Below are 18,476 nucleotides of genomic sequence, written 5' to 3'. Positions count from 1 at the left end.
TCGGCCCGGGCGGTCGCCGCAGGCCGTGGGCCCGCGGCCCCGACCGCCGCCGCGGATCGCGCGGCGGCCTCGACCGACGCGCTACCGCTGGTCGATCCCCGGTCGATCGGACCGGCGCAGCTTGCCCGCATGACAGTGACCGATCGGACACGGGACACGGCTTCCCCACCCGGCAGGGGCGGCGCCGGCCTCCGGCTGCCCCTCATCCTCGCCGCCTGCTGCCTGGGCCAGTTCATGAACGTGCTGGACGCCTCGGTGGTGAACGTGGCCCTGCCCGTCATCGCCCGGGACCTGGGCTTCGACGCGCACAACCTCCAACTGGTCAACAACGCCTACACGGTCGCGGTCTGCGGCTTCCTGCTGCTCGGCGGCAGACTCGCCGACATCTTCGGCCAGCGGCGCATCTTCCTGTTCGGCGTCGGGCTGTTCACCCTCGCCAGCGTGGTCGGAGGGGCGGCGGACGCACCGCTGACCCTGGTGCTCGCCCGTGCCTTCCAGGGCCTCGGCGCGGCCGTGATGGCCCCCGCCACGCTCACCGTCCTGGGCACCACGTTCACCGGGCCGGGCGCGAGGGCGAAGGCGTTCGGCTGGTGGAGCGCCGTGTCCGGAGTCGCCGGAGCGGTCGGGGTGCTGGCCGGCGGGGTCATCATCCACTGGTTCTCCTGGCGCTGGATCTTCCTCGTCAACCTGCCGATCGGGCTCGTCCTGTTCGCCACCGTCCGCTGGGTCGTCCCCGAGACCCGCCCCCGCCGGACCGGCTCCGGACGCGGGCTGGACCTGCCCGGCGCGGTCACGGTCACCCTCGGTCTGATGGCCGCCGTGTACGGGGTCGCCGAGGCCCACGTCCACGGCTGGGGCTCCGTGCGGGTGCTCGGCCCGCTGCTGGCCGGTGCGGTGCTGCTCGCCGCGTTCGTGGTGATCCAGGCGCGCTTCGCCGCCCACCCCCTCGTACCGCTGGGCGTCTTCCGCAACCGCTCGGTCGCCGCCGCGAACCTGGTGGCCTTCTTCGGCATCGCGGCCCTCTTCAGCACCTTCTACTTCTTCACGCTGGTCCTCCAACAGGTGCTCCACTACAGCCCGTTGCGCACCGGACTCAGCTATCTCCCGCTCTCGCTCGGCATCGCGCTGGGCGGCTGGGGCGTCGCCCGCCTGGTGCCCAGGACCGGCCCCCGCCCGATCCTGCTCGGCGGGCTCGGCCTCTCCGCCGTCGCCCTGTTCTGGCTCTCCGCGGTGGACGCCGGAGCTGCCTACACCGGGTCCGTCCTCGGCCCCGCCACCCTGCTCGGCTTCGGCATGGGCGCGGTGCTCAACGCCACGACCAACGCGGCCACGGCCGGGCTCCCCGCCCATCAGGCCGGACTGGCCTCCGGGTTGCTCAACACCACCCGCCAACTCGGCAGCGCTGTCGGCCTGGTGACCCTCGCCGCCCTGTCCGCCGCCCGCATCGACGCCCGCGCGGCCGAGGGCGCGGCCCACACCGACGCGCTCGCCTCCGGCTACGGCCTGGCCCTCGCCGGAGCGGGCCTCTTCGCCCTGGCGGGCTTGGTGGCGGCCCTGTTCGTACCGGTCCGGAAGCAGTCCAGCCCCTCTCAAGGCGACCCGGAGAAAGTGGCGGCCTGACTGATACGGAGGTTTGCGGTGGTGAGCCAGTTCCACACACAGCGGCTGCAATGGTCGCCCGCACCCGACAACGACCAGGTCGAGCACGCGACGATCGAGGTCCCCCGCGACTACGCCGATCCCGGGGGCGAGCGGATCACGCTCGCCCTCAGCCGCCGCCGCGCCACCGACCCCGCGCGGCGGCGCGGCATTCTGCTGGCCGTCAACGGAGGCCCCGGCGGCGACTGGGGCGGCGGCCGCGACCTGCCCGACCGGTACGCCGGCACGCCCCTGGAGGAGGTCTACGACCTCATCGGCTTCGACCCCCGGGGCATCGGCGAGTCGACCCGCCTGTACGCCGAAGTCGCCGTCCCCGCCCAGCCGTTCGACTCCCGCCCGCCGGACGGCGCCTTCGCCGGGCTGGCGCAGGACATGCGACGGCGTGAGGAGGCGTGCGCCCGGGGCGGCGGCGAGCTGCGCCCCTACATCAGCACCCCCAACACCGCCCGGGACATCGACGTGATCCGGGGGGCGCTGGGCGAGGACCGCATCAGCTTCGTCGGATACGCGTACGGCGCGTACGTGGGCGTCGTGTACGGGAGCCTCTTCCCCGGCGGCCTCGACCGGCTGGTGCTCGACTCCTGCGTCGGCCCGCACTGGACCTGGCGCGAGCAGTTCCTCCAGCAGGGGGACGCCGTGCAGCGCAACGTCGACCTGTGGGCGGGCTGGGCCGGCGAGCGGCACGGCAGCTTCGGCATCGGCACATCGGCCGAGCGGGTGCTCACCACCGTCGAGGAGGCCGTCGCCGCCCTGGAGGCGCTGCCCGACGGGGCCGTGCGCCTGCGCACCCTGTTCGACGGGGCCGTGGGCAACAGGGCCGCCGACCGGGGCCGTTGGGACGGGCTCGCGGCCCTGGTCGCGGGCGTCCACCGGGCCGCCCGGGCGGGCGACGCGGACGCCTGCGGCGAGCTGCTGGCCGAACAGGGCACCTGGCGGCCGGCGGACAATGAGGGCGACCTGCGCATCGGCGTCCTGGAGGCCATCACGCTGGAGCACGCCTGGCCGGACGACCTGGAGGTCTATTACCAGGACATGCGCGAGTTCCGCAAGCGCTTCCCGTACGGCTTCGGGGTCCTGCGGGCCTCGCCGTGGGTGGGGGCCTTCCGCGCCTTCGAGGCCCCCGAGCCGCCGGTCGCACCGGTCCGCGACGGCTACCCGACCGGCCTGATCGTGCAGGCGGACGGCGACCCGATGGACCACTACGACGGCGGCGTGGCCATGGCCGAACTGCTCGGCCACCACCTGCTCACCGTCGAGGACTCCGGCGAGCACGAGGTGTACGTGCTCGGGGGCAACCCGCACGTGGACGCCGTGGTCCACCGCTATCTGGTCGACGGGGTGCTGCCCCCCGAGCGCTCGACCTGCCCGGGCCGGACCCCGCGCCCGGACGTGCCGGCGGACACGGAGGCGCAGACGGACGCGCACGCACCGGCATAGGCGGACGCGGTAGGCACACGGACGACGGAGAACGCCCGGCCGGACCCCCCGGCCGGGCGTTCTGCCGTGCCCGGGCGCGTAACCGGACACGTGACGGAACATGCGGAAGGGCGGCGCCGTCCACCCCGACGACACCGCCCGATTCCCACCGCCGACACCGGGCACCCCGCTCTCCGGCTCAGCGACCTCCGGTCACCAGGTGACCGGCAGCTCCCACAGGCCGTAGATGACCGCGCCCTCCTTGCGGGGGATGTCCAGGAAGGGCTTGGCCAGCTTGAGCGTCGGGATGCGCTGGAACAGCTTGCTCCAGACGATCTCCAGCTCCAGCCGGGCGAGGTCCGCGCCGATGCAGTGGTGCACGCCGTGCCCGAACCCGAGGTGCTTGCGGCTGCCGCGCCGGATGTCGAGCTTCTCCGGCTCGGGGAAGACGTCCGGGTCCCGGTTGGCCGCCAGGCCCAGGCACAGGATGCCGTCGCCCTTGCGGATGATCTGGCCCGCCACCTCGATGTCCTCCAGGGCGACCCGGGGCACGGCGGTGTCGCCGATGGTCGCGAACCGCACCAGCTCCTCCACCGCCGGCTTCACCAGGGACGGGTCGTTGATCAGCAGCTCCAGCTGGTCGGGGTTCTCCAGCAGGCAGGCCGTGCCGAGGGAGATCTGGCTGGCGGTGGTCTCGTGCCCGCCGTTCATGAGCAGCCGGACCATGTTGAACAGGTCGCGGTCGGTGTACTCCTCGCCGGACGCCTCGTAGTCGGCCATCGCCCGGCTGAGCAGGTCCTCGCCCGGCTCCTTCTTCTTCTGCTGGATCAGCTCGCTGATGTAGGCGTTCACCTCGACGATGGCGGCCTGCCGCTCCTCGGTCGAGCTGTGCCCGCCGAGCAGCGCGGTGCCGTGCTTGATGAAGAACTCGTGCTGGTCCTGCGGAATGCCCAGCAGCTCGCAGATCACGGTCATCGGCACGGCGAGGGAGAAGACCCGGTGGAAGTCGGCCGGGGCCTCCAGCGCCAGCAGCTGGTCGAGGTGGTCGTCGACGATCTCCTCGATGCGCGGGCGCAGCCGCTGGACCTGCCGGTGCGTGAAGGTGAGCGCGGCCTTGCGGCGGGTGCTGCTGTGGGCCTGGCCGTCGTAGCCGATGAAGGAGGTCTCCGTACGGTACTCCGGCGGCGCGACGAAGTAGAAGGGGAAGTTGTCGTGCTTGCGGGACGCGCTCAGACGCGGGTCGGTCAGCAGCTCCCGTATCGTCTGATAGCCCGTCACCGTCCATATGCGCAGGCCGGATCCGTCCAGCGTGACCTGCGAGACGTCCTTCTCGACCATCTCGGTGTAGGCCCGCGGGGGAGTGAACGGGCACTGGCGCTTGTACGGGAACGTCTCCGCCTCCGCCTCGGCGGGGGCAGCTGACTCCAGGTCACTGATGGTCACAGGGGATCGATCCTCTCCGGTCCGTGAAAGTGATGACACGCGGGTGGTGCGACGCACGGCTGTGCGGCTGTCCTGCGGTGCTGCCGCCGTCCGGCGGTGCGGCTGTTCCTGCGGTGCTGCTGTTCCGGCGGCGCGGCTGTCCGGCTGTCCTGCGGTGCGCGGGTGGGACGGGTGGAGACGTACGCCGCTCAGCGTGCGGCCACGTCCATGCCGCCGTCCAGGGTCAGGATCTGACCGGTGACGAGGGAGTCGGAGGGCTCGGCGAGCCGGGTCACCCAGGCGGCGATCTCCTCGGCCTCCGCGATCCGGCCGAGCGGCACGGACTGTGCGACGCCGGCGAAGAGCCCCTCCACCTGTTCCGGGGAGAGGCCGTTGGCCTGGTACGCCTCCGTGCGGACGAAACCGGGGGCGACGGCGTTGACCCGGACGCCCTGCGGGGCGAGTTCGGCCGCCCAGCTCCGGGTGAAGCTGTGCACAGCCGCCTTGCTCGCGGAGTACAGGGAGCTCTCCGGGCCGGGGTTGTGCCCGCCCCGGCTGGACACCAGCACGATGCTGCCGCCGGGCGTGCGCAGCAGCGGGAGGAGTTGGCGGGTCAGCAGCACCGGCCCGAGGACGTTGGTCTCCAGCACCTCGCGTGCGGTGTCGGGGTCCAGCGCGGCCAGCGGCGTGAAGCGGAAGACGCCCGCGTTGTGCACCAGGACGTCCAGGGCGCCGCCGCGGTCCTTCACCGCCGCGGCGACGGCGTCCGCACCGGCCTGCGTGGTCACGTCCGCGACGACGGGGACGATCGCCGGGTGCAGGGCGGCGACTTCGGCGAGCCGGTCCTCGCGGCGGCCGGTGATGATGACGGTACGGGCGCCGAGGCCGGCGAAGGCCAGGGAGGAGGCCCGGCCGATACCGGTGCCTCCTCCGGTGACGACGACGGTCCGATCGGCAAAAGGCTGGTCCGACATGGCAGTTCCCTCTCTCGGCCGGTGTGGCGGCGTGGTGGCGGGGCCGGGCCGCCAGTACACCGAACGGGGCTGGGGCGGCGGTCGAGCGGACGCGGAGCCCCGCCGCCGGAGCAGGGGCCAGGCCCCCGCCCTCAGGGGCGCCCGTCGAAGACGACCTCGGCCGAGGTGCTGTCCGCCGCCGCGAAGGAGAGCAGCCGCCCACCCTCCTCGGCCAGCTCCTCCCGTACCGTCCGGGCGAGCGGTGCGAAGGGCCGCAGCACCAGCCGGGCGGCCCCCCGTTCGCGGTCGACGCTCCACATGCCCGCGACCCGTCCGTCGACCAGGAAGGTGGGCCTGATCAGGCCGTTGCGGGTGAAGACGTGCCCGCGCTGCTCCTCGGTGAGGATGCGCGACCGGTCGGCGTGCGACAGCAGGATGTTGTCGAAGTCCGGCAGGAACCGGACCGGCGCGGGGGTGTCGGCGGCCGGCCTCGGCGCGTCGGGGAGGTCGTAGAGCGTACGTCCGTCGACGCCCCGGAAGACCCGGAGGCGCGGCCCCAGCCGCGCCACGACGGACGCCAGGCGGCTCATGCCCGACCACACCTGCATGTCCTTCACCGACGCCGGGCCGAAGGCGGCGAGGTAGCGCTCCACCACCGCCGCCGCATCGGGGTCGGCGTCCGGTGCGCGGCCGAGCCAGGCCGCCGCCGTGGTGTGGGCGGCCTGCCCGCTCTCGCCCCACAGCCCGCGCGGCGGCACCTGGACCAGGGGCGTCAGATTGCGTACGGCGTTGGCCAGCGCGAACGCGTCGCGGTCCGGCCACCGCTCCGCGAGGCGGCTGCCGAGCGCGCCCAGGGTCAGCGACTCCTTCTCCAGGATCTCCACCCCCAGCGCCACCACCTCGGCGAGGTCGAGCCCCGCCAGCTTCCGCCCGAACGTGCCGCTCAGCGAACGCTCCAGCGACTCGGCGAGCACCGGCCGCAGCCGCAGGCAGTCCCGGGCGGACACCAGGTGGATGGTCCCGCGCATCAGCACCAGCCGCACCACCTCCCGGCTCCGCACCCCGTCCGCCAGGTCCGGGGTCCGGAACCCCGCGAGTCGAGTCCACAGGCCGACGTACGGCGGGTTGGGCGCCTGGGCCTGCATGCCGACCAGGTGCTCCACCGCCTCCACGGCGGTGAGATCCGAGCGCGCCAGCAGCAACTGACGCGCCAGCAGGGCCCGGTTGAGCCGCGCGTCGTCCAGTACGTCGGGGTCCGGGTCCGGTGCGGCCATGGGCGTCCTGTCCTTCATGAGGTCGTACGGGGGTGGGGTCGCGGGAGGTCGTACGGGGGTGGTGTCGGGCGACGGATTCGGCCGGGGCGCACGGCAACGCCGTCCGCGCCCCGGGTCGCGTGGACCCGGGGCGCGGACGGCGGTCCGGCGGTGTCGGCCGCCGGACCCGACCAGGAGGGGGAGGGCGTCAGCAGGTGAGGGCGTCAGCCGCCCAGCCTGACCAGGACGGTCCCGCTGTAGCGGCGGTCCAGCAGGTCCAGGAACGCCTGGGGGAGCGCGGGCACCCCGCCCTCCACGACCGTGTGCGGGAAGACGATCGTCCCGTCCGCCAGCCACGTCCCGAAGCGGGCGTTCCAGCCGTCGAGCTGTTCCGGGGTGTGCATCGTGGCGAAGCCGCGCAGCGTGAGGTCCTTGGTGATCGCCGACATCAGGGGGAGCCGGGGGCTCCCGCCGTTGCCGTGCTGGCCGGCGAGCGCCCCGCACAGGGCGAAGCGCGCGCCGCGCGAGGCGATCTGCACGGCCGCCTCGAACTGCTCGCCGCCGACGTTGTCGAACACCACGTCCACGCCGTTGGGGGCCAGTGCGGCCAACTGCTCGGCCACCGGCCCGTCGTGGTAGTCGAAGGCCGCGTCGAAGCCGACCTCCTTCACCAGGAAGTCGATCTTCTCCTTGGACCCGGTGCTGCCGATGACCTTCGCCGCGCCGTGCAGCCGGGCGATCTGTCCGGCCAGGGCCCCCACGCCGTTGGTCGCGCCGGAGACGAAGACGATGTCGCCCTCCTTGACCTGCGCGGTCTCCACCATGCCGTGCCAGGCGGTCGGGCCCTGGGAGAGGAAGTACTCGGGCGACGGCAGCAGCGAGCGGTCCCGCTTGTAGAACTCGTGGGCGGCGCCCACGGCGTAGTCGCGCCAGCCCGAGAAGTGCTCCACCAGATCGCCGACGGCCAGGGCCGGGCTGTTGGACCGGACGACCGTCCCGACGGTCCGGCCCCACAGGGCGACCCCCGGCTGGAACACCGGGATCGGCAGTGTGGTGTCCGGGTTCATCTGGTCCAGGGCGACGGACCCCAGGGCCATCCAGTCGTTACGGACGACGACCTGGCCCTCGCCCGGCTCGGCGAGCTCGGACTCGGCGAGTTCGAAGTGGTCGAGGGTCACTTCGCCCTCGGGGTAGGAGGCCAGCCTGACCTCACGGCTGGTCGTCGGCAGCTGATCGGCACTCATGCGGTGCTCCTTCGCAGGTGGAGGGGGAGACGGGACAGGTTGTGGTTGACGTCGCCCACCCGCCAGGGGAGTGCGGACTCCGGCACGGCGAGATGGGCGTCGGGGAAACGGCAGGTCAACTCCTCCAGCGCCACGGCCAGTTCCAGCCGGGCCAGAGGTGCGCCCAGGCAGCGGTGGATGCCGTGCCCGAACGCCAGATGCGGGTTGTGGGCGCGGGCGAAGTCGGCCCGCGCGCCCTCGGGGAAGACGTCCGGGTCGCGGTTGGCCGTGACGAAGGCCAGGAACACCGCGTCGCCGGCCGGCACCGTGGTGTCGCCGATGGTCACGTCCTCCAGGGCGATGCGGGGCAGGCCGGAGGTGTCGTTGCCGTTCAGGTTGACGATGCGCAGCAGTTCCTCCACGGCGGCCGGGATCTCCCCGGGCTCCTCGCCCAGCCTGCGCCACATCCCGGGGTGCCGGGCCAGCAGCATGGCGGTGAAGTTCCCGATCTGGCCCGCCGAGGAGTCGAAGCCCGCGCCCAGCAGGGTGAAGCCGAGGCCGACGAGCTCGTCGAAGGACAGCCGGTCCTCCCCCGAGCGGGCCCCGGCCAGCGCCGACAGCACGTCGTCGCCGGGCTCGCGGAGCCGGGCCGAGACCAGCTCCGCGATATAGCCGCCGAGCAGCCTGCCGCCCTCGGCGGACTCCTCCTCGGGGGCCGAGACGTCCGCGAAGCGGCGTACCCAGGAATGGAACCGGTCCCGGTCCGCCTCCGGCACGCCGAGCAGTTCGCAGATGACCGTCATCGCCAGCGGGGCGGCGAACCCGGCGACCAGGTCGACGGGGCCCCCGTCCGCCTCCTTGTCCAGCACGTCCAGCAGCCCGCCCGCCAGCTCCCGGACCCGGGGGCGCATCGCCTCGATACGCTCCGGCGAGAACGCCTGCGCGGCCAGACCCCGCAGCCGGGTGTGGTCCGGCGGGTCCAGCGAGACGATCATCCCGGGCGGGGCCTGGAACAGCCCGCTGAACCGGGGCGCGTCCGGTGCGTAGGCAGCGGCCCGGCTGAAGCGCGGGTCCTCCAGCACGGCCCGTACGTCCTCGTGGCGGGTCACCAGCCAGGCGTGGCCGCCGCCGGCCCAGTCGACCCGCAGGACGGGCCGCTCGGCGGCGAGCTCTGCCAGGAGCGGGGCGGGCCCGTCGTAACCGGACCCGGGGAAGGGGAAGTCGGGCAGCTCACCGTGAGCGCCGACGGGGCAGGAATCCATGGTTGTGCCTCCTCGGCCCTGCGGTCAGCGAAGCGGCCGGAAGAAGGAGCGCAGTTCGTCCACGAGCACGTCCGGCTGCTCCAGCGCGGGGAAGTGGCCGCCGCGCTCGTGGTCCGTCCACCGGCGCAGATCGGTGAACCGGTGCTCGCACCAGGCGCGCGGCATCCGCGCGTCCCGGGGGAAGACCGAGCAGGCCGTGGGGACGTCGACCCGGTCCAGGGCCATCTTGTTGTGGCTCTCCCAGTAGATCCGCGAGGAGGAGGCGCCGGTCCCCGCCAGCCAGGCCAGGGTGACCGCGTCCAGCAGGCGTTCGGCGGGGATCACCTTCTCCAGGTCCCCGTCGTGGTCGCTCCACGCCCGGTACTTCTCCACCATCCAGGCCAGTTGGGCCACGGGCGAGTCGGTGAGGCCGTAGCCGAGGGTCTGCGGGCGGGTGGACTGGACGGCCGAGTAGCCGCCCTCGTGCTGCTGGAACTCCTTGAGCGCCGCGAGCCCCGCCAGGTCGCGGGCGTCCAGCTCCACCTGCTCCTGCGGCGGCCGGGCGAACGGCATCACCAGGTGGATGCCGATCAGATGCGCCGCGTCGGCCGTCCCCAGCGCCCCGGTGAGGAACGAGCCCCAGTCCACGCCGTGCGCCGCGTACCGCTCGTAGCCGAGGCGCGCCATGAGCTCCGCCCAGGCGGCGGCGGTGCGCTCCACGGTCCAGCCGGTCGAGGCGGGCTTGTCGCTGAACGCGTAGCCCGGCAGCGAGGGGGCGACCACGTGGAAGGCGTCGGCCGGGTCCTCGGGGTCGGTCAGCGGCCCGATCAGCTCCAGGAACTCGACGACCGAGCCGGGCCAGCCGTGGCTGAGCAGCAGGGGTACCGCCTGGGGGTGGGGGGAGCGCACATGCAGGAAGTGCACGCCGAGCCCGTCGATCTCGGTGCGGTACTGCGGAAGGGCGTTGAGCCGGGCCTCGGTGGCCCGCCAGTCGTAGGAGGTGCGCCAGCGCTCGGCGAGGTCGCGCAGGTAGTCCAGCGGGACGCCCTGCGACCAGTCGTCCACCGTCTCGGCCTCGGGCCACCGGGTGCGCGCCAGCCGGTCCCTCAGATCGTCGAGGTCCGCCTCGGGAAACGCGACGCGGAAGGGCGTGAGTGCCGTACTCATGCGGGGTTTCCTCCAGGGCTGTGAAAGGCCGGTCCAGCTGACGCTGTGCGGCGGGACGCTACGGACGGCCCCTTGAGCCGGGCTGGAACCCGTCGGCCGGCCCGAAAGCGTCAGCGCGACCCCCGCGCTCCGCCCCGCCTCGTGCCGTACGCGAGGCCGCGTCCCCACCCTGCGGGGGCCTGTCCGACCCGCGAGAGGCGACCAGGAGGAGCAGCGATGAGCGACAGCACATCCACCGCGACCGGACCGCTGCACGGACTGAAGGTCGTCGAGCTCTCGGCGATCGGGCCCGTCCCCTTCGCGTGCATGATGTTCGCGGACCTCGGGGCCGATGTGCTGCGGGTCGAACGGGCGGACGGCCGCAGGTCGTTCGCCGCCTGGCACCGGGAGCTGGACCGGGGCCGGCGGACGGTCGCCCTCGATCTGAAGGACCCGGCCGGCGTCGAGGAGCTGCTACGGCTCGTGGCCGGGGCCGACGTGCTCGTCGAGGGGTTCCGGCCGCGGGTCGCGGAACGGCTGGGCATCGGACCCGAGCCGTGCCTCCGGCGCAACCCCGCTCTCGTCTACGCCCGGATGACCGGCTGGGGGCAGGAAGGACCGCTCGCCCTCACCCCCGGCCACGACATCAACTACCTGGCCCTGACCGGCGCGTTGTACGCGACGGGCCAGTCGGGCGGGCCCCCGGTGCCGCCCGTGAACCTGCTGGGCGACTTCGGCGGCGGCGCGATGTACCTGGTCGCGGGCGTCCTCGCGGCGCTCCACGAACGCGCCGCCTCCGGGCTCGGCCAGGTCGTCGACGCCTCGATCCTGGACGGGGTGAACAGCCTGCTGGGCATGGTCGTCGGGATGGCGGACGCCCGGCAGTGGCGGCACGAGCGGGGCGTCAACCTCCTCGACGGCGGTGCGCCCTTCTACACCTGTTACGCCTGCGCCGACGGCGGCCACGTCGCCGTCGGGGCCCTGGAGGACCGCTTCTACGCCGCTCTCCTGGACGGCCTGGAGCTCGATCCCGTACTCCTGCCGGACCGTTCGGACCCGGACAACTGGCCCGCTCTGCGACGGGTGTTCGCCGATCGCTTCCTGCGCCACGACCGGGACGCCTGGGCCCGGCGCTTCGAGGAAACGGAGGCTTGCGTCACCCCCGTGCTGCGCGTCGACGAAGCCGCGCTCCACCCCCACCAGCGGTCCAGGAACAGCGCTCCCGCCGCTCCCGCACCACGCTTCAGCCGCACTCCAGCGGTACTCCACCGACAACCGGAATCCTGCGGAGTGGACCCCCACGGCCGCAGGCCGTGACCTGACCGCGCCCGGCCCTTTGGGGATCCCTCCGGGACGTCCCAACCCCCCGCGCCCCCAGATTTCAGAGAGGTACACCATGGCTATTTCCTCGGAGCAGGCTCCGTCCGCGGAGACGGAGGTGGAAGTGAAGGAGACGGATGCCGGCTCGGTGAAGCTGGATCCGAAGCGCTGGGCGGCGCTGCTGGTGCTGCTCGTCTCCGCCTTCATGGACCTGCTCGACGGCACCGTCGCCAACGTGGCGGCCCCTTCCATGCAGCGTGAGCTGGGCGCCGGCTACGCGGCGATCCAGTGGGTCCTGGTCGGCTACCAGATGGCCTTCGCCCTGACGCTCATCCTCGGCGGCCGCCTCGGCGACATCTTCGGCCGCAAGAAGATGTTCATGATCGGTGTCGCCGGGTTCACCCTGACGTCGCTGACGGCGGGCCTGGCCCAGGAGCCCTGGCAGCTCGTGGCGTCCCGCATCCTTCAGGGCGCGTTCGCCGGTGTGATGATCCCGCAGGTGCTGTCGATCATCCACGTCACCTTCTCCAAGAAGGAGCGCGGCACCGCCTTCGCCCTGCACGGCCTGGTCGGCGGTCTCGCGGCCACCCTCGGGCTCGCCGTGGGCGGTCTGATGGTCGAGTGGAACCTCTTCGGCCTCGACTGGCGCCTCATCTTCCTGATCAACGTGCCCATCGGCCTGGTCGGCCTGTTCTACGGCTCCAAGGTGATCACCGAGTCCAAGGCGCCCCAGGCGCTCAAGCTCGACAACCTCGGCGTCATCCTGGCCACCCTGGGTCTGGTCATGCTGGTCTACCCGCTGCTCCAGGGCCGTGAGCTCGGCTGGCCGACCTGGGGTTACGTCTCCATGGTGCTGTCGGTGCCGGTGCTCATCGGCTTCGTCCTGTGGCAGAAGCACAAGACCCGCAAGGACGGCTCGCCGCTCGTGGAGCTGGGCCTGTTCCGCACCCGGAGCTTCTCCTCGGGCCTGGCGGTCAACCTGATCTTCTACACCGGCATGGGCATGTTCACCATCGGGTGGACGCTCTACATGCAGATCGGCCAGGGCTGGTCCCCGATGCGCGCCGGCCTCACCAGCCTCCCGTTCTGCATCGGCGCGTTCCTGACCGCCACGTCGTCCGTGATGATCCTGGTCCCGAAGTTCGGCCGCAAGGCCATGCAGGCCGGCGCGCTGGTCCTGATCGCCGGTCTCGGCTCGTACATCTGGGTCGCCGGGGAGTACGGCAGCGACGTCACCTCCTGGAACATCGCGATCCCGCTCTTCCTGATCGGTCTGGGCTTCGGCACGGTGGCGACCCCGCTGCCGCTGATCGTGACGTCCGAGGTCGACCACAAGGACGCGGGCTCCGCCTCCGGTCTCGTCAACACCAACACCCAGCTGGGCTTCGCGATCGGCGGCGCCCTGGTCAGCGTGGTCTTCTTCGGCGGCCTGGTGGGCAACACCGGCGCCAGCGTCGACGACCAGCTGCCCGACCTGCGCAAGGAACTCGTCGCCACCGCCGGGATCAGCCCGGGCGAGGCGGAGAGCGTCACCACCGCCTACCGCACCTGCGCCGTGGACCGCGCCGGCGAGAAGGACCTCGCGATCGACCCGGCGAGCTGCACCGCCGAGCCGCTCACCGACCCCGAGGTCTCCGCGGTGCTCGACGGCTACCAGGGGAAGGTGACGGGCACGTCCTTCGCCGCCAGCTTCCAGACCCTGCTGTTCGTGTTCATCGGCATCACCGTCGTGGTGTTCTTCCTGCTCTTCGCCGTACCGCGCAGGCTCCGCGAGGAGCCCGCCGACGAGGAGGACGCCGAGACGCCGCAGGTCGCCTGAGACCAGCAGCCCCGCCCCGTGCGAAAGCGGCGGCCCCGGACGGTGTGTCACCGTCCGGGGCCGCCGCTTCCACGCGCCCGGCGCGAGCCGGAACGCGCGGTGTCACTCCTGCTCGCCGCCCAGGTGGTGGACCCGGACCATGTTCGTGGTGCCGGGGATGCCGGGGGGCGAACCGGCCGTGATGATCATGGTGTCGCCGTGGTTGTAGCGGTTCAGCTTCAGCAGCTCCGCGTCGACCAGGTCGACCATCGCGTCGGTGTTGTCCGCGTGCGGGACCACGTGCGACTCGACGCCCCAGCTCAGGGCCAGCTGGTTGCGGGTGGCCTCGTCCGTGGTGAAGGCCAGGATCGGCTGGGCCACGCGGTAGCGGGAGAGGCGGCGGGCGGTGTCGCCGGACTGGGTGAAGGCGACCAGGGCCTTGCCGTCCAGGAAGTCCGCGATCTCGCAGGCGGCGCGGGCCACCGAACCGCCCTGCGTACGGGGCTTCTTGCCCGGCACCAGCGGCTGGAGGCCCTTGGAGAGCAGCTCCTCCTCGGCGGCGACGACGATCTTCGACATCGTCTTGACCGTCTCGATCGGATACGCGCCCACCGACGACTCGGCGGACAGCATGACCGCGTCCGCGCCGTCCAGGATCGCGTTGGCGACGTCGGACGCCTCGGCGCGGGTCGGCCGCGAGTTGGTGATCATCGACTCCATCATCTGGGTCGCCACGATCACCGGCTTGGCGTTGCGGCGGCACAGCTCGATGAGGCGCTTCTGCACCATCGGGACCTTCTCCAGCGGGTACTCCACCGCCAGGTCGCCACGGGCCACCATCACACCGTCGAACGCCATGACGACGCCCTCCATGTGCTCGACCGCCTGCGGCTTCTCCACCTTGGCGATGACGGGGACCCGGCGGCCCTCCTCGTCCATCACCTTGTGGACGTCCTTGACGTCGTCGGCGTCCCGCACGAAGGAGAGGGCGACCAGGTCGCAGCCCATCCGCAGGGCGAAGCGCAGGTCCTCGACGTCCTTCTCGGAGAGGGCGGGCACGTTCACCGCCGCGCCGGGCAGGTTGATGCCCTTGTGGTCGGAGATGACCCCGCCCTCGATGACGATGGTCTTGACGCGGGGGCCGACGACCTCGACGACCTTCAGCTCGACGTTGCCGTCGTTGATCAGGATCGGGTCGCCCTTGGTGACGTCGCCGGGCAGACCCTTGTAGGTCGTGCCGCAGATCGACTTGTCGCCGGGGACGTCCTCGGAGGTGATGGTGAACTCGTCCCCGCGGACCAGCTCGACCGGGCCCTCGGCGAACTTCGCCAGGCGGATCTTCGGGCCCTGGAGGTCGGCGAGGACGCCGACCGCGCGGCCGGTCTCGGCGGCCGCCTTGCGGACACGGTCGTAACGGCCCTGGTGTTCCTCGTGGGTGCCGTGACTGAAGTTGAAACGGGCCACGCTCATGCCGGCCTCGATCAGAGCGACGAGCTGCTCATGGGAGTCGACGGCGGGACCGAGGGTGCAGACGATTTTGGAACGGCGCATGAGGCGGATCCTATCGGTTTGTTTCGCTGCGGAATATTCCGTCTGGTGGAAGATACAAAGGGGCGCGGGGGCGCTCAGTTGTCGACCTGTCCGACGTCGCCGGCCTGTCCGGCGCCCGTGGGCTGCGGCTCCCCGACGAGGGCGAAGGTCTGGTTCGCGATCTCCAGCTCCTCGTCCGTCGGCACCACGGCGACCGCGACCCGCGCGTACTCCGGCGAGATCAGCCGCGGCTCACCGGACCGTACGGCGTTGAGCCCGGCGTCCACCGCGAGACCGAACTCCTCCAGGCCCGCGACGGCAGCCTCCCGCACCGGGGCCGAGTTCTCCCCGACCCCCGCCGTGAACGCCACCGCGTCCACCCGGCCGAGCACCGCCGCGTACGCGCCGATGTACTTCTTCAGCCGGTGGATGTAGACGTCGAAGGCGAGCGCGGCCGCCTCGTCGCCCTCGTCCACCCGGCGGCGGATCTCCCGCATGTCGTTGTCGCCGCAGAGCCCGACCAGCCCGCTCTTCTTGTTCAGCAGGGTGTCGACCTCGTCGGTCGACATGCCCGCCACCCGCTTCAGGTGGAAGACGACCGCCGGATCGATGTCCCCGGAGCGCGTACCCATCACGAGCCCCTCCAAGGGGGTCAGCCCCATGGAGGTCTCCACGCACCGCCCGCCCGCGACCGCCGAGGCGGACGCCCCGTTGCCCAGGTGCAGCACGATGACGTTCACGTCCTCGGGAGCCCGGCCCAGCAGCTCGGCCGTCTTCCGGGAGACGTACGCGTGCGAGGTGCCGTGGAAGCCGTAGCGGCGGATGCGGTGCGCGTCGGCGGTCTCCACGTCGATCGCGTACCGGGCCGCCGACTCCGGCATCGTCGTGTGGAACGCCGTGTCGAACACCGCGACCTGCGGCAGGTCCGGGCGCAGCGCCCGCGCCGTACGGATGCCGGTGATGTTCGCCGGGTTGTGCAGCGGGGCCACCGGGACCAGGCGCTCGATCTCCTTCAGCACCTCGTCGGTGACCACGGTCGGCGCGGAGAACCTCAGCCCGCCGTGCACCACCCGGTGCCCGATCGCGGCGAGTTCGGGGGAGTCGAGGCCGAGCCCGTCCGCCGTCAGCTCCTCGGCCGCGGCCTTGAGAGCCGCGTCGTGGTCGGCGATCGGGCCCGTACGCTCCCGGGGCCCGGCGCCGCCGCCGGCCGACGGGGTGTGCACCAGGCGCGAGGTCTCCTCGCCGATCCGCTCGACCAGACCGGAGGCGAGCCGGGAGCGGTCGCGCATGTCGAGCAGCTGGTACTTCACCGAGGAGGAGCCGGAGTTGAGGACGAGGACGCGATGCGGTTCCACAGGGGCTGCCGTGCTTTCGTTTCCGGAGGGAGAGGTGGTCGTCATGCGGGGCGCTCCTCGCCCTGCGCCTGGATCGCCGTGATCGCCACGGTGTTGACGATGTCCTGGACGAGCGCGCCCCGGGACAGGTCGTTGACGGGCTTGCGCAGGCCCTGGAGCACCGGGCCGACCGCGACCGCGCCCGCCGAGCGCTGCACGGCCTTGTAGGTGTTGTTGCCGGTGTTCAGGTCCGGGAAGATCAGCACGGTCGCCTGCCCGGCCACCTCCGACTCCGGCAGCTTCGTCGCCGCGACGGACGGCTCGACGGCCGCGTCGTACTGGATCGGCCCCTCCACCCGCAGCTCCGGCCGCTCCGCCCGCACCCGCTCGGTCGCCTCGCGCACCTTGTCGACGTCCGCGCCGGAGCCGGAGGTTCCCGTGGAGTACGACAGCATCGCGATCCGGGGCTCGACGCCGAAGCGGGCGGCGGTCACCGCCGACTGCACCGCGATGTCCGCGAGCTGCTCGGCGTTCGGGTCCGGGTTGACCGCGCAGTCGCCGTACACGAGCACCTTGTCGGCCAGGCACATGAAGAAGACGGACGAGACGATCGAGGCGTCCGGCTTGGTCTTGATGATCTCGAAGGCCGGGCGGATCGTGGCGGCGGTGGAGTGCACCGAGCCCGACACCATTCCATCGGCCAGCCCCTCCTGCACCATCAGCGTGCCGAAGTAGTTGACGTCCGCCACCACGTCGTACGCCAGCTCCACCGTCACCCCCCGGTGCGCGCGCAGCTTCGCGTACCGCTCGGCGAAGACCTGGCGCAGCTCGGAGGTCTGCGGGTCGATGATCTGGGTCTCGGCGAGGTCGATGCCGAGGTCGGCCGCCTTCTTGCGGATCGTGTCCACGTCGCCGAGGAGGGTGAGGTCGCAGACGGCCCGGCGCAGCAGCACGTCCGTCGCGCGCAGCACCCGCTCCTCGCCGCCCTCGGGCAGCACCACGCGCTTGCGGTCCGAGCGGGCCTGCTCCAGCAGCTCGTGCTCGAACATCATCGGCGTGACCCGGCCGCTGCGGGCCACCGAGATCCGCTCCAGGAGCGCCCCGGTGTCGACATGGCGCTCGAAGAGGCCGAGCGCGGTCTCCGCCTTACGGGGCGTCGCCGCGTTCAACTTCCCTTCCAGCGTGAAGAGTTCGGCCGCCGTGGGGAAGGAGCCGCCGGCCACCGAGATGACCGGGGTCCCCGGTGCGAGCCGGGCGGCCAGCGTGAGTATCTCCTCGCCGGGGCGCTCGTTCAGGGTCAGCAGGACGCCCGCGATGGGCGGGGTGCCGGCGCTGTGCGCGGCCAGCGAGCCCACCACCAGATCGGCCCGGTCCCCGGGCGTCACGACCAGGCAGCCGGGCGTCAGCGCGTTCAGCAGGTTCGGCAGCATCGCCCCGCCGAACACGAAGTCCAGCGCGTCCCGGGCCAGCCCCGCGTCGTCGCCGAGCAGCACCGTGCCGTCCAGCGCGGCGGTGATCTGGGCGACCGTGGGAGCGGACAGCGCCTGGTCGTCCGGCAGGACGGAGACGGGCACCGGCAGCCGGGCCGCCAGCCGCTCCGCTATCACCGCCCGGTCCTGGGGCGCGACCCGGTTCACCACCATCGCCAGCACGTCGCAGCCGAGTCCGGCATAGGCGCGGTAGGCGTTGCGGGTCTCGGCGCGGACGGACTCCGCCGTCTGCCCCTTGCCCCCGACGACCGCGATCACCGACGCGCCGAACTCGTTGGCGAGGCGGGCGTTGAGCGCCAGCTCGTCGGGGAGCTGGGTGGCCGCGAAGTCGCTGCCGAGGACGAGGACCACCTCGTACTCCCGGGCCACCCGGTGGAAGCGCTCGACGAGCAGCGACACCAGCTCGTCGGTCCCCTTCTCCGCCTGCACGGTGGACGCCTCGTGGTAGTCCAGGCCATAGACCGAGGCAGGGCTCTGGGAGAGCCGGTAGCGGGCCCGCAGCAGCTCGTAGAGCCGGTCGGGCCCGTCGTGGACCAGCGGGCGGAAGACCCCGACCCGGTCCACCTGACGCGTCAGTAGCTCCATGACTCCCAGCTCGACGACCTGCCGGCCGTCCCCCCGGTCGATCCCGGTCACGTACACGCTGCGCGCCACGCGTGCTCTCCCGTCGTTGTACGGTGCCGCGCCCCGT

At 72.4% G+C, this 18,476-nt stretch carries 13 protein-coding genes; 4 read left to right on the top strand and 9 right to left on the bottom strand.

Annotated elements, in window-relative coordinates:
• Nucleotides 1-129 precede the first annotated feature (129 nt).
• Together ACLJPL_RS12485 and ACLJPL_RS12480 are read left to right on the top strand one after the other, a co-directional pair.
• Nucleotides 130-1,620 (top strand): MFS transporter, encoded by a 1,491-nt coding sequence (locus ACLJPL_RS12485; protein WP_411080835.1) that lies wholly within the window; start codon nucleotides 130-132, stop codon nucleotides 1,618-1,620.
• 21 nt (nucleotides 1,621-1,641) lie between these two features.
• Nucleotides 1,642-3,096: an alpha/beta fold hydrolase gene (locus ACLJPL_RS12480; RefSeq protein ID WP_411080834.1), complete on the top strand. Its 1,455-nt coding sequence runs from the start codon at nucleotides 1,642-1,644 to the stop codon at nucleotides 3,094-3,096.
• Nucleotides 3,097-3,288: 192 nt separating this feature from the next.
• Here the strand turns inward: ACLJPL_RS12480 and ACLJPL_RS12475 are convergent, their stop codons facing one another.
• From ACLJPL_RS12475 to ACLJPL_RS12450, 6 genes are all read right to left on the bottom strand, one after another.
• Complete coding sequence (locus ACLJPL_RS12475; protein ID WP_411080833.1) at nucleotides 3,289-4,518, bottom strand: cytochrome P450; 1,230 nt, start codon at nucleotides 4,516-4,518, stop codon at nucleotides 3,289-3,291.
• A gap of 188 nt (nucleotides 4,519-4,706) precedes the next feature.
• Entirely contained in the window at nucleotides 4,707-5,471 is a 765-nt protein-coding gene (locus ACLJPL_RS12470; RefSeq protein WP_411080832.1) for an SDR family NAD(P)-dependent oxidoreductase, read from the bottom strand.
• A gap of 131 nt (nucleotides 5,472-5,602) precedes the next feature.
• Nucleotides 5,603-6,724, bottom strand: a complete 1,122-nt coding sequence (locus ACLJPL_RS12465; RefSeq protein ID WP_411080831.1) for a winged helix DNA-binding domain-containing protein — start codon at nucleotides 6,722-6,724, stop codon at nucleotides 5,603-5,605.
• A 203-nt stretch (nucleotides 6,725-6,927) separates the two neighbouring features.
• The gene (locus ACLJPL_RS12460) at nucleotides 6,928-7,947 is read right to left on the bottom strand and encodes a zinc-binding dehydrogenase (protein WP_411080830.1); all 1,020 of its coding nucleotides are present in this window, start codon (nucleotides 7,945-7,947) and stop codon (nucleotides 6,928-6,930) included.
• Nucleotides 7,944-9,188, bottom strand: a complete 1,245-nt coding sequence (locus ACLJPL_RS12455; protein ID WP_411080829.1) for a cytochrome P450 — start codon at nucleotides 9,186-9,188, stop codon at nucleotides 7,944-7,946. Before ACLJPL_RS12455 ends, ACLJPL_RS12460 begins: the two co-directional genes overlap by 4 nt.
• A gap of 24 nt (nucleotides 9,189-9,212) precedes the next feature.
• Nucleotides 9,213-10,334, bottom strand: a complete 1,122-nt coding sequence (locus tag ACLJPL_RS12450; protein ID WP_411080828.1) for an epoxide hydrolase family protein — start codon at nucleotides 10,332-10,334, stop codon at nucleotides 9,213-9,215.
• 216 nt (nucleotides 10,335-10,550) lie between these two features.
• Between ACLJPL_RS12450 and ACLJPL_RS12445 the strand changes: the two genes are divergently transcribed.
• Nucleotides 10,551-11,630: a CaiB/BaiF CoA transferase family protein gene (locus ACLJPL_RS12445; RefSeq protein ID WP_411080827.1), complete on the top strand. Its 1,080-nt coding sequence runs from the start codon at nucleotides 10,551-10,553 to the stop codon at nucleotides 11,628-11,630.
• Nucleotides 11,631-11,709: 79 nt separating this feature from the next.
• Nucleotides 11,710-13,452, top strand: a complete 1,743-nt coding sequence (locus tag ACLJPL_RS12440) for an MFS transporter (protein WP_411080826.1) — start codon at nucleotides 11,710-11,712, stop codon at nucleotides 13,450-13,452.
• Between the two features lie 102 nt (nucleotides 13,453-13,554).
• Here ACLJPL_RS12440 and pyk read toward each other — a convergent pair whose 3' ends face one another.
• The 3 genes from pyk to pta form a co-directional block, all read right to left on the bottom strand.
• Nucleotides 13,555-14,982, bottom strand: a complete 1,428-nt coding sequence (pyk, locus tag ACLJPL_RS12435) for a pyruvate kinase (protein WP_411080825.1) — start codon at nucleotides 14,980-14,982, stop codon at nucleotides 13,555-13,557.
• Nucleotides 14,983-15,056: 74 nt separating this feature from the next.
• Entirely contained in the window at nucleotides 15,057-16,316 is a 1,260-nt protein-coding gene (locus ACLJPL_RS12430; RefSeq protein WP_411080987.1) for an acetate kinase, read from the bottom strand.
• Nucleotides 16,317-16,357: 41 nt separating this feature from the next.
• On the bottom strand, nucleotides 16,358-18,439 hold the full coding sequence (gene pta, locus ACLJPL_RS12425; protein ID WP_411080824.1) for a phosphate acetyltransferase: 2,082 nt from the start codon (nucleotides 18,437-18,439) through the stop codon (nucleotides 16,358-16,360).
• Nucleotides 18,440-18,476 lie beyond the last annotated feature (37 nt).

Origin of the sequence: Streptomyces sp. cmx-18-6, from assembly GCF_046548915.1 — a bacterium.
Taxonomy (GTDB): Bacteria; Actinomycetota; Actinomycetes; order Streptomycetales; family Streptomycetaceae; genus Streptomyces.
This window is presented reverse-complemented; position numbering and strand designations above follow the sequence as displayed.